This window comes from Kocuria salsicia, assembly GCF_039532055.1.
GTDB lineage: Bacteria > Actinomycetota > Actinomycetes > Actinomycetales > Micrococcaceae > Kocuria > Kocuria salsicia.
Window position 1 is genome coordinate 26529 of sequence record NZ_BAAARF010000010.1, and the last position, 11854, is coordinate 38382.

10 protein-coding genes are annotated in these 11854 nt (G+C 69.6%); 7 read left to right on the top strand and 3 right to left on the bottom strand.

Annotated elements, in window-relative coordinates:
• Positions 1-39: 39 nt before the first annotated feature.
• On the bottom strand, positions 40-1059 hold the full coding sequence (locus ABD264_RS09220; protein ID WP_344205673.1) for a CAP domain-containing protein: 1020 nt from the start codon (positions 1057-1059) through the stop codon (positions 40-42).
• A gap of 232 nt (positions 1060-1291) precedes the next feature.
• Positions 1292-2302 (bottom strand): pseudouridine synthase, encoded by a 1011-nt coding sequence (locus ABD264_RS09225; RefSeq protein ID WP_344205675.1) that lies wholly within the window; start codon positions 2300-2302, stop codon positions 1292-1294.
• Positions 2303-2377: 75 nt separating this feature from the next.
• Here ABD264_RS09225 and idi point away from each other — a divergent pair, with 75 nt between their 5' ends.
• From idi to ABD264_RS09240, 3 genes are all read left to right on the top strand, one after another.
• Entirely contained in the window at positions 2378-2920 is a 543-nt protein-coding gene (gene idi, locus ABD264_RS09230; RefSeq protein ID WP_055085530.1) for an isopentenyl-diphosphate Delta-isomerase, read from the top strand.
• 432 nt (positions 2921-3352) lie between these two features.
• Positions 3353-4537 carry a glycoside hydrolase family 76 protein gene (locus tag ABD264_RS09235; RefSeq protein ID WP_144941133.1) on the top strand — a complete coding sequence of 395 codons (1185 nt, stop codon included), beginning with the start codon at positions 3353-3355 and terminating at the stop codon, positions 4535-4537.
• Between the two features lie 62 nt (positions 4538-4599).
• Positions 4600-5142, top strand: a complete 543-nt coding sequence (locus tag ABD264_RS09240) for an NUDIX hydrolase family protein (protein ID WP_055086277.1) — start codon at positions 4600-4602, stop codon at positions 5140-5142.
• 7 nt (positions 5143-5149) lie between these two features.
• Here the strand turns inward: ABD264_RS09240 and ABD264_RS09245 are convergent, their stop codons facing one another.
• The gene (locus tag ABD264_RS09245; protein WP_344205678.1) at positions 5150-6232 is read right to left on the bottom strand and encodes an FUSC family protein; all 1083 of its coding nucleotides are present in this window, start codon (positions 6230-6232) and stop codon (positions 5150-5152) included.
• A gap of 275 nt (positions 6233-6507) precedes the next feature.
• On the opposite strand from ABD264_RS09245, the gene ABD264_RS09250 reads away from it, so the two are divergent.
• The 4 genes from ABD264_RS09250 (at position 6508) to tgt (ending at position 11833) form a co-directional block, all read left to right on the top strand.
• The gene (locus ABD264_RS09250; protein WP_144828295.1) at positions 6508-7845 is read left to right on the top strand and encodes an MFS transporter; all 1338 of its coding nucleotides are present in this window, start codon (positions 6508-6510) and stop codon (positions 7843-7845) included.
• 132 nt (positions 7846-7977) lie between these two features.
• The gene (locus ABD264_RS09255; protein ID WP_055086270.1) at positions 7978-9252 is read left to right on the top strand and encodes a M24 family metallopeptidase; all 1275 of its coding nucleotides are present in this window, start codon (positions 7978-7980) and stop codon (positions 9250-9252) included.
• A 98-nt stretch (positions 9253-9350) separates the two neighbouring features.
• Positions 9351-10148, top strand: coding sequence for an IclR family transcriptional regulator (locus tag ABD264_RS09260; protein ID WP_055086268.1), 798 nt, complete (start codon positions 9351-9353; stop codon positions 10146-10148).
• A 398-nt stretch (positions 10149-10546) separates the two neighbouring features.
• Positions 10547-11833, top strand: a complete 1287-nt coding sequence (tgt, locus tag ABD264_RS09265) for a tRNA guanosine(34) transglycosylase Tgt (RefSeq protein WP_425554317.1) — start codon at positions 10547-10549, stop codon at positions 11831-11833.
• The last annotated feature ends 21 nt before the right edge of the window (positions 11834-11854 follow it).

Consider the following 11854-nt stretch of genomic DNA (forward strand, 5'->3'; position numbering starts at 1 on the left):
GTCACCAACCGGGCCGCGCCACCGCTGCCGCTGCCGCCGTCAGCGCGTGACCCAGGTCTTCCCGGTCACGCGGGACCAGTGCGCCACGTACCCGTTGGAGAACCGCTGCCGGACCTCGTTGCCGGCGCTGTACTCCTCGGTGGTGGGGTAGCCCCAGCCCCGCTCGTACCCGGCCTTCTGCCAGGCCCGACCGATGGCCCCGCTCTCCTTCACCGCGTGTGCGCCGCTTGCGGAGGACCAGAGGAACTTGTAGCCAGCTCCGGTGGAGGTGCGGAAGTTCTGGTAGACGCCACCGCGGACCAGTCCGCCGCGCTCGTTCATGGTCGGCTGGCCGAAGACGGCTGCTCCACCGAGCGCGGTGTAGCGGGTCTTGATCCCGCCGCGCACGGTGTAGCCCTTCACCACGGGAGCAGCAGCGGCGGGAGCCACCTTCGTGGGCTGGGACGCGCCCCCCGCCACGGTGGTGCGCGCATCCGCCGGTCCCCCGCCGTTCGCGTAGCCGTAGGAGTCGACGGTGCCTACGAGCCGCCAGCCCTGCCCATTGCCGGTCAGGGATCCGTCCACGTAGGTGAGGCCGATGCCGATGACCTGCATCTTGGGGTCGGTGAGCACCTTGTTGTGCGCGGTGGAGCCTTTCCACCACGTCACCAGATCGGTCACGGAGTGCTGCCAGGACAGTGCGTGGATCTCCCCCACCGCCGTGTAGGAACCGGCGCGCGGGTCCGTGAGGAACGTGTTGGAGTGGTCGATGACCTCCTGCTTGACCAGCCGGTCCGACTGCCCCTGCGAGATTCCGGACAGGGACGCCGAGTACTTCACGGGGGACAGCCCCTTGGACGCGCGGTGCGCGTTGATCAGCGACAGCATCTTCTGGGCGTCCGCGGTACGAGTTGCCGCGGACGCTGTGACGATGTCCTTCCCGGCGGCGCTCGCGGGTGCGGCGGTGCTCAGCCCCGCGATCAGCAGGGCCACGGCCAGCAGCAGCGCGGCGAGGGTACCGGACAGGGTGGCCGACAGCGGGTTCCGCGCACGGCGCGGGCAGGAGTTGAGAGAGGACATGGGGCCCGTTTCGTCAGGGTGGGCGCTCGCGAGGACGCCGTGACAATTGGCCACGGGGCAGCGCGCGGGTGCACACGGTGAGGACAGTTGGTGGCGGCGGATGCGCGCCGTCCGGAGCTGAAGGAGTACAGCATCTCCGGCACGTGGGCCCGATGAGGGGGGAAGACCCGCGGGTAACGCTACCTCGCAGAAACTGCATTCGTATGCAACAGATCACAACATAACGGAAAAGTTACGACGCATTCCTGTCAAGCATCCCCACGGGCCCTTCCGCGAGTGCCGCGTGCCCCCTGCGCCACGCCTCGTGGCTGCTCGGGGTCAGCCGCGACTCGACGACCGTCTCCCGCCCCGTCCTGGGGTGCGTGAACGCGATGGACCGGGCGATCAGCTGCAGCGGGTTGTCCGGGTCCTCCACGTCGAAGTCCTCGCGAGGGTCGGGGTAGAGCTTGTCTCCGCGCAGCGGCAGGCCCAGGGACGTCATGTGCACCCGGATCTGGTGCGTCCGCCCAGTCAGGGGCGCCACCTCGTAGAGACCCCACTCGCCGTCGTCATCCGTGAAGCGCTTCGCGAGCCGGACGTCCGTGACGGCGTTGACCTCGCCCGGCTCCTCGAACGCCTGCACCACGCCCTGGATCTTGCGGATCCGCGACTCCACCCGTACCGTCTCGCGGTCCACACGGTCGTTCACTCGGGCCACGGCCCAGTAGGTCTTGCGCACCGTGCGCTCCTGGAACATCCGGTGGAAGTCTCCCCGGTCCTCGGCGTGCCTGCAGAGCAGCAGCACCCCTCCGGTGGAGCGGTCAAGGCGGTGCAGGGCGGCGATCTCGTCGTTGTGGAACTGGCAGCGCGCGGCCACCACCACCGAGCGGCGCACGTTCTCTCCCTTGGGCGTGCTGCACAGCCCGTGCGGCTTGTCCACGGCGATGATCCACTCGTCCGCGTACAGCACCTCCAGCGTGACGGGCGGGGCGTCCTCGTCCGGCACGGGGCGGTGGAACCACACGGACGCTCCGGGGTCGTAGGGCGTTTCCGGGGTCACGACGACGCCGCCGTCCCCGACCACACGACCGGCGGCCACCTGCTCGGCGAACCAGGCGGCGGCGTCGGGGAAACGGGCGGCGACGTACTCGACAGCCGTGGCCGGCATCCCGCAGGCCGCCAGAACCGGGTCGGGGGCGCCCGGGCCCGGCATCCGCACCCGGGTGGGGCCCACTCCGCGGACCGTGCGAAGCGGAGGGGTCACGCGGCGCCTCCCGGAACGCCTTCCCCCTGCCGATACCATGGGCTGGAAACTAGCACACGACCGTGAGGTGGCCTCGTGAACGAGCAGAGCAGCCCGGAGCACGTGGTGCTCCTGGACGACCAGCACCACCCGATCGGCACGGCCCTGAAGTCGCAGGTCCACACAGAGGACACCCCGCTGCACCTCGCGTTCTCGTGCCACGTGCTCAACACGGACGGCCAGGTGCTGGTCACCCGCCGCGCGCTGGACAAGCGCACCTGGCCCGGCGTGTGGACCAACAGCTTCTGCGGCCACCCCGGCCCAGACGAGCCGTTCCAGGACGCGATCGCCCGCAGGGCCCGCCAGGAACTCGGGATGGAGGTCCGGGACCTCGCGGTGATCCTGCCGCAGTTCAGCTACCGCGCCACGGACGCCTCCGGGATCGTGGAGAACGAGTTCTGCCCGGTCTACGTGTGCCTCACCGATGCCGAGCCAGAGCCCGCCGCCGCGGAGGTCGTCGAGTACGCCTGGGTGGACCCGGCCCGCCTCGCGAGCGCAGTGGCGGACGCCCCCTTCGCGTTCAGCCCATGGCTCGCGGAGCAGGTCGCGGACCCCCTGCTGCGGGCCGCGCTGGCCTGAGGCGGCAGCGCCGAGCTGGCAGAGCGCTCTGGTCTGAAGGGCGCGACGACGCCGCGGCGCCACGCCGTCCTCCTCCGCCGACAGCCCGCGCTACCTACATCCCGGCTGCACCACCAGCCTGGGCTACGAGCCGGACTGCCCGCGCGTCCCGCGCGTGCTCTCGTGAGAAGTCCGCGAGGATCCGCGCGGCGAGCGCGTCCGCGGACTGGGGGGGGTCTGCCCGGTGTAGAGCATCCCGTCCACCTCCACGAAGGGACGCGGCGGCAGCCGACCCTTGCGGTACTCGATCCCGGCCTCCTCCAGGGTGTCCTGGAGGTACCACTTGGCCTTCCAACCGAATGCGTTGAGCTTCCCCCCCCCCCCCCCCCCCCCCCCGCAGCGGCGCCCGGTAGGCTTCTGGGACACCCCGTCCGCCGTCGCAGGAGCCCCGCCATGTCCGAGTCCCCCGCCCACCGGGCCGCCAAGGCCGCCCACTCCGTGGACCACCTCTTCGGCTCCCGGGCGTTCCGCGTGCCGGGCACGTACCTGGGCGCCGTCGCATTCCCGCACCCGCGTCGCGGCCCCTGGCACTACTGGTGGCAGGCGCACCTCATGGAGGCGTTCCTGGACGCCGCCGCCCGCGAGCGCCGTGCCGCTCACGCCGACGCCGCCGCCTTGGCCCGCTCCCGCGCGCACCAGCTGCTGCGGGGCATCGCCGTGCACAGCGGCGGCCGGGTGACGAACAACGTGTTCTTCGACGACATGGCCTGGCTGTCCCTCGCGCTGGGCAGGCTGCGCCACGAGGACGTCGCGGCCACGGGCCGCACCACGCGCACGGTGAAGGACGACGGCGTGGCGCTGGCCAGGCGACTCGAGGCGGGGTGCGACGAGAATCTGGGCGGCGGCTCGTGGTGGAACACGACCCGCGACTACAAGAACACCGCGTCCACGGCGCCGGTGGCGCTGAGCTTCCTGCGGATGCACCGCGTCGAGGAGGCCCACGCCCTGCTGATGTGGCTCTTCGACACGCTCTTCGACGCCGAGCGCGGCGTGTTCCTGGACGGTGTCCGGCTGATCGCGGCGGGCTCCGGCACGGAGACGACCGCCGTGGACCCGCACGTGTACACGTACAACAGTGGACCGGTCCTGGGTGCGGCGCTCGAACTCGCGCAGCACGTGACGGACCCGGCGCAGCGGAAGCTGTGGTTGGACCGTGCGGCACGCCTCGTCCACGGGGCGGCCCGCGAGTTCACCGTCGAGGGACCGCACGGCCTGCCCGTCCTGAAGGGCCAGGGCGGTGGAGACGCCGGGCTGTTCACCGGGATCCTGGCGCGTTACCTGGGCGAGGCGGCGTCGTCGTCGCAGCTGGAGCCGACAGCGCGCATGACTGCTCGCGCGCTCGTCGCCGCCACCGCCGACGCCCTGTGGGACGGCCGCCGTGAGTTCGACCCGGACGTGGACTTCTCCCGGCCCGGCGTCACCGCGCAGACCGTGGATCACGAGACGGTGGCCGTGTTCTCCCCGGAGCCCTCCCGCCACGCGAACGACACCCAGCGCACCGGAGCCCCCGTGGAGCTGAGCACCCAGGTGCAGGCGTGGACGGTCCTCGAGGCCGCGGCGCTTTCGGCTGACCGCTGAACCCGGCGCGGCACGCGAATCCGCTCTGGCCCGAAAGGGTGTGACGAGGGTAGAAACGACTCATGAGTTCAGTACGCACACCGGACCCGAACCCTGGTTGGCTCAGCGAAGAGGACCTCAACCGAGCACGCGCCACGCTGCCCATCGTGTACGTCCAGGCCATTCCCGTGCGCCTGGACCCACTGGGGTGTCTCTCTGAGATCGGGCTGCTGCTCACCGCCAACGACGAAGGCCGCATGGTGCGCACGTTCGTCTCCGGGCGTGTGATGTACCGAGAGACGGTGCGCGCCGCGCTGCTGCGCCACCTGGAGAAGGACCTCGGGCGCCTGGCGATGCCGCAGATGCCCTCCACCACGGTGCCGTTCGCGGTCTCGGAGTTTTTCCCGTCCCCGTCCGAGACGGGGTTGACCGACGACCGCCAGCACGCCGTGGCGCTGAGCTACATCATCCCCGTGCGCGGTGAGTGCGAGCCCCGCCAGGACGCGCTGCAGCTCTCGTGGATGACCCCGGACGAGGCCCTCTCGCTGGACGTCCAGGATGAGTTCGAGGGCGGCCGCGAGGACCTCATCCGCCAGGCCATCGCCCACGCCGGCTGGGGCCGCTGAGGCCTTCTCAGTCTTCGTCCCGCGTCGGGACCCTGGGCATCATTCCAGTGGCCTGCCGGATGAGCGGCAGGGCCTGCGTGTCCGCGATGCGCTCCTCGCGTGATCGGAACACGTAGACCACAGCGAGTCCGCACGCGGCACCGATGACCGTCTCCACCGCGCGTGCCTGCAGCAGCGAGGACGCCCCGCCAGGGTTCGCGAGCTCGGTCATCAGCAGGGCCAGCGGGGTGATGAACAGAAGCGCCACGGAGTAGTTGCGCCCCACGAACAGCTCCGCGAGGAACTGCAGCAGGATCACGAACACCACGATGTGCCAGCTCTGCAGTTGCAGGGACAGCAGGAACGCGGTGACCCCCACACCTCCCAGGGTGCCAATCACGCGGTGCACCGCGCGCAGGGTGCGGGCGGTGAGGTCCGGCGCGGCAATTGGGGCCGCGGCCGCCACCATGGCCCAGTAGCTGTGGGAGAGTCCGCTCAAGCTGCCCAGCACCGCGGCCAGGCCCGTGGCTACGAAGAACCGCCCGGCGTGGGCCCACAGCTGCGCCCAGCTCAGGCCGTGGTGCGCAGGAACGGGTGCGACGTGGCCCCGCACGCCCTCGCCCACGAGGGTGAAAGCGGCACCGAGGCCCACGGACAGTGCTGCGGAGACGGCGGCAACCGCACCGGCCTGCCACACGGGGGCCGCGTCGGGCAGCGTGCCGATCGCCCCCGTCGCGAAGATGAAGAACAGCGAGCCCGCCGGCTTGAGCGTGAGGTATGCCGCAAGCAGCGCACCCACCCCGGCCACGACCGCCGTGACGGCCAGCACCGCAGGCTCCGGTGCCCCCACGTCCGACAGCAGAGCACCCAGCATCACGCACAGCACCACCAGCAGACCCGCCCAGGACTGGTGTGCCGCACGTGCGCGGGCGGGTTCGTTGCGCGCGTAGATGGAGGTGAAGGCCCCGAACGCCGCGTAGATGGCCAGGTCCGTACGGTCCACGAGCAGCAGCACCAGCAGGGGGATCGCCACCGACAGGGCGATCCGCGCCGCCGGGACGTGGTCGCGCTGGGACGGCTGGATCGTGAAGAACTCGGAAATCTGACTCACGTGTGCTGGAGCGCCTTTCCACGGGGTGACACGGGGACGCCCCATTCTCCCTCAGATGCGTCCCCCCGTCCGCACCCACCCAGGAAATCGTTCCCTCGCTCGCAACGGTGTTGCAACACGACCGTAACGACACGCGTGTTCTGTGAGGAGTAGGCCGCTCACCCGCTCTCGATCCGGCAAGCAGACAGAGCTCTACCCCTTGACGGAACGATCGGCCACTACTACTTTGAAGCAACCGCGTTGCAGACATTGCAACATCACACCCTGGGGGACCCATGACCCACGAAGCCACAGCCCAACCCGCGCCCGCGGCGGGGAGTCCCGAGGCGCCGTCTGCCCCGGTCTCGGCCGCCACCCGACGCCGCGTGATCTCCGCGAGCTTCATCGGCAACTTCGTCGAGTGGTTCGACTACGCGATCTACGGCTACCTGGCCGCGACCATCGCCGTCGTGTTCTTCCCGGACTCCGATCCGCAGACGGCGCTTCTGGCCACGTTCGCGCTGTTCGCCATCTCGTTCTTCGTGCGGCCCCTGGGCGGCTTCTTCTGGGGCCACCTGGGCGACAAGCTGGGCCGGCGCACCGCGCTCTCGCTGTCCATCCTGATCATGACGGGCGCCACGTTCTGCATGGCCCTGATCCCCGGCCATGCGAGCATCGGCATCTTCGCCCCGATCCTGCTGCTGATCGTGCGCATCGTCCAGGGCTTCTCCGCGGCGGGCGAGTACGCTGGCGCCTCCGCGTTCCTGGTCGAGTACGCCCCGTCCAACCGGCGCGGAATCTACGCCGCGGTGGTTCCGGCCAGCACCGCAGCCGGTCTGCTGTTCGGCTCGCTGTTCGTGGCCGCACTGTCCGCACTGCTCTCCGGGGACCAGATGAACTCGTGGGGCTGGCGCATCCCGTTCCTGCTGGCCGCCCCCATGGGCCTGATCGGGCGCTACGTGCGCACCAAGCTCGAGGACACTCCGGTCTTCCAGGAGCTCGCCAAGGATGACGAGGTCATCCAGGCCCCGGTGAGGGACATGTTCCGCCACCACTGGGCCACCCTGCTGCGGGCGTGCGGCGCGGTGCTGCTCAACGCCGTCGGCTTCTACATGCTGCTCAGCTACATGCCCACGTACCTTTCCGAGGAGATCGGATTCGGCAAGACGGAATCCTTCCTGGCCACGTCCCTGGCACTGCTGTCCTACATCGGTTTCATCTTCCTCACGGGCCTGGCCTCGGACCGCTTCGGCCGCAAGAAGATGCTTCTGGCCGCAGGGATCTGTTTCATCCTCTTCACGGTGCCGCTGTTCATGCTCCTGGACCAGGGCACGTTCGCGGTGGTGCTGCTCGTGCAGGTGCTCCTCGGGGCCATGCTCACGCTCAACGACGGCACTCTGCCCAGCTTCCTGGCCGAGCAGTTCCCCACCCGGATCCGCTACAGCGGCTTCGCGGTCAGCTTCAACCTGTCCAACGCGGTCTTCGGCGGCACCGCCCCCTTCATGGCCACGCTGCTGATCTCAGCCTTCGACTCGGATCTCGCGCCGGCCTGGTACCTCATGGTCGCCGCCGCAGTCTCGCTCGTCGCCGTCGCCTTCTCCCACGAGACGTGCGACAAGCCCCTGACCGACTGACCGCCATACCGGGGGCGACGCCGCGCGGCGTCGTCGTCCCCCGCCTCACCCGCCACCCCGCCCGAGAAGTCCCCCGTCCAGGCGAGAACGACCACCCCACCAGAACACGACAGCACACCACCAAGGAGGATCATGAACACCTCACCCGCCACCGAAGCCACGCGCACGACGGAAGCCACCGACGTCTCCGAGCTGGCCCGCCTGAAGGTCATGCACAACGGCGAGAAGGAGCAGCTGACCTTCTCGGACGCCGAGTTCGAGCGCCGCCTGGCCGGACTGCGCGCGATCATGGCCGCCCGGCAGATCGACGCCGTGATCCTCACCAGCTACCACGGCATCAAGTACTATTCGGACTTCCTGTTCACCACGTTCGGCCGCAGCTACGCGCTCGTGGTGACCGCACTGGACTCGGTCACGGTGACCGCGAACATCGACGCCGGCATGCCGTGGCGCACCAGCTACGGCGAGAACGTGATCTACACGGACTGGCGCCGGGACAACTACTACTTCGCACTGCAGGAGGTGCTGCGCCAGCGCAACGTGACAGCGCGGCGGATCGGTGTGGAGGACGACGCCCTGCCCCTGCTCAACCGTCAACGCATCCAGGATGCGTTCCCGGACGCCGAGCTGGTGGACGTCTCCCTGGACGCCATGCGCCAGCGCATGATCAAGTCCGCGGAGGAGATCGCGGTCATCACCCACGGTGCGCGTATCGCGGACCTCGGCGGCGAGGCCATCCGGGAGGCTATCCGCGAGGGGGTGAGCGAGTACGAGGTGGCACTGGCCGGCACGGAGGCCATGGTGCACGAGATCGCGCGGACGTTCCCCCTGCGCGAGGTTCGGGACACCTGGGTGTGGTTCCAGTCCGGGCTCAACACGGACGGCGCCCACAACTGGGCCACCACCAGGAAGCTGCGGCGCGGGGACATCCTGTCCCTGAACTGCTTCCCCATGACCTCCGGCTACTACACGGCCCTGGAGCGCACCCTGTTCCTGGGTGAGCCGGACGCCCGCTCGCGCGAGCTGTGGGAGATCAACGTGCAGGTGCACGAGCGGGGCCTGGAGCTCATCAAACCGGGTGCGGTGTGCAAGGACATCGCCGCGGAGCTCAACGAGATCTACATCTCCCACGGGCTGCTCGCCAACCGCACGTTCGGTTACGGGCACTCCTTCGGCGTGCTCTCCCACTACTACGGCCGCGAGGCGGGACTGGAGTTGCGCGAGGACATCGACACCGTCCTGGAACCGGGCATGGTGGTATCCATGGAGCCGATGATCACCATCCCGGAGGGCGAGCCCGGTGCCGGAGGCTACCGCGAGCACGACATCGTGGTGATCGGGGAGGACACCACGGAGGACATCACCAAGTTCCCCTACGGTCCTGAGCACAACATCATCCCGGCCTAGTCAGTCGTAGCACCGCGGGGGTGGCACCGTGTCCGCACGGCGCCACCCCCGAGGCCTGCCGTGGCTCCGGCCCCATCTGCGCAAGAATGTAAAGTCCTATGGCACCCCCGAGATCCGAGTCCGCAGCCGACTCCCGCACCACCCCCGTCATCGCCAACGCAGTCAGCGTGCTGCGCTGCTTCTCCCACGACGATCCCCTGTTGGGTGTCACCGACATCGCCGGGCGGGTGGGGCTGCACAAGTCCACCGTTTCCCGCATCCTGGCGACCCTCGAGCAGGAGCACCTGGTGGAGCGTGACCCCCAGAGCCGCCGCTACCGTCTGGGGCTCGGGCTGATCACCCTGGCCGGGCCGCTGCTGGCCGATCTGGACGAGCGCCGCGTGGCCTACCCAGTGCTGCAGGAGCTGACCGAGCAGACCGGCGAGACCAGTGCCCTGGTGGTCTGGAACGGCTCCGAGACCGTGTGCGTGGAGCAGATCCCCAGTCCGCAGGAGATCCGGCACACGATTCCACTCGGCACCCGGTACGACACCGCCCTGAGCTCGTCCGTGCAGATCTTCCTGGCCCACCAGCCCGCGGAGCGGGTCCGCGCCCTTCTGCTCGCGGGGACCGTGACCCACCACTCCGCGGCCGACGACGCCGTCGCCCGCTACCTGGAGGCCCTCACCGAGGTGCGCGCCGCCGGGGTGGCCGTGAACTACGGCAAGACCCGCGTGGACGAGGTGGGCGTGGCCGCGCCCGTCTTCGACCACCGGGACGAGCTCGTGGCCGCCGTGATCATCGCGGCGCCGCGCTACCGCGTCACGGAGGACCAGGTGGAGCAGATCGCGGCAACGTGCACCGCCGCGGCGGACGAGGTGTCCCAGCGGCTGGGACACGCATCGCACGGCGGCTGACACCCTTGCCCGGCTGGCCACGATCCGGTGCCCCGCACAGACCGGGTGGCCCGCAGTCAGTCCAGACGGGGGACGTGCTCCGGATGACTCGCGCCCAGCGCCCGGTCAAAGGTTGCGAGCTCCACCCCGGCAAGTGCGGCCAGTGTGACGAGGTATTCGTCCGTGACCTGACGACGGCCCCTGAGAGTTTCAAGGCCGACCTGCGTGTAGGGCGGCGAATCCGTCAGGAAATCGACTCGGGGGTGTTCGTGGAGTGCCGTCAGCGGCCGTGCGAGGGACAGCGATGGGAGGCCGGTGGCGGGACGCACCGGCAATGCACCAGGGATTGTTCTGCGGGATCAGCGTCGTCACGCCGGAAGCGGCACCGTGGGGATTCCGCGGTCCGGCACAATGGTGGTGTGCCTTCCCCAGACTCCGTTCCCGCGTTCAGCTTCCAGTTCCACACCCGTCTGCGTGACGGCAAGGGTGTGCCGGAGGCGCGGATCCGCGAGAACGGCGGGCAGTTCCAGGCGCGCACCGGAACCATCACCACGCCGCACGGTCAGATCCAGACGCCCGCGTTCATCCCCGTGGCCACCCAGGCCGCGATGAAGGCCGTGCTGCCCGAGTCCATGGCGGCGGAGGGCGCGCAGGCGATGCTCGCGAACGCCTACCACCTGTTCCTCGAACCCGGGGACGACGTCCTGGACGAGGCCGGCGGGCTCAGCACCTTCATGAACTGGCCGGGCCCCACCTTCACGGACTCCGGCGGGTTCCAGGTGATGTCCCTGGGCTCGGGTCTGGGCAAGGTCATCGACATGTCCACCGGCGCGAGCCCCCTGGGAGACTCGCAGATGGCGCCGGGCCAGAAGCGCATGGCGCGGGTGGACGACGACGGCGTGTGGTTCCGGTCCTACCTCAACGGTGACCTGCACCGCTTCACCCCCGAGGTGTCGATGCGGGTGCAGCACAACATCGGCGCGGACATCATGTTCGCCTTCGACGAGCTCACCACCCTCCACAACACCCGCGCGTACCAGGAGGTCGCGCTGGAGCGCACCCGGAAGTGGGCGCTGCGCTGCGTCTACGAGCACCACCGGCTCACGCAGGAGCGCGCCCACAAGCCCTACCAGGCACTGTTCGGCGTCATCCAGGGCGCACAGTACGAGGATCTCCGCCGCCAGGCCTGCCGGGACCTCTCCGGGATGGGCTTCGACGGCTTCGGGATCGGCGGCGCGCTGGAGAAGTCGCAGCTGGGTACGATCGTGCGCTGGTGCACGGAGGAGCTGCCGGAGAACACCCCCAAGCACCTGCTGGGCATCTCCGAGCCGGACGACATCTTCACCGCGATCGACAACGGGGTGGACACCTTCGACTGCGTCTCCCCCACTCGAGTGGCCCGCTCCTCGGCCGTCTACTCGCCCACGGGCCGGTTCAACCTCACGAACATCCGCTTCAAGCGGGACTTCACCCCCATCTCGGACACGTGCCCCTGCTACACGTGCACACACTACACGCGTGCCTACCTGCGGCACCTGTTCAAGTCCAAGGAGCGCAACGCCGCCACCCTGGCGTCCATCCACAACGAGCGCTTCGTCCTGGACCTCGTGGCCGGCGCCCGCGCCGCGATCGAGGCGGACACCTACTTCGAGTACAGGGACGAGTTCCTGGGCAGCTACTACGGCACGTCCCAGCCGAGCACCTGAGGACGACGACGCCGCGGGGCC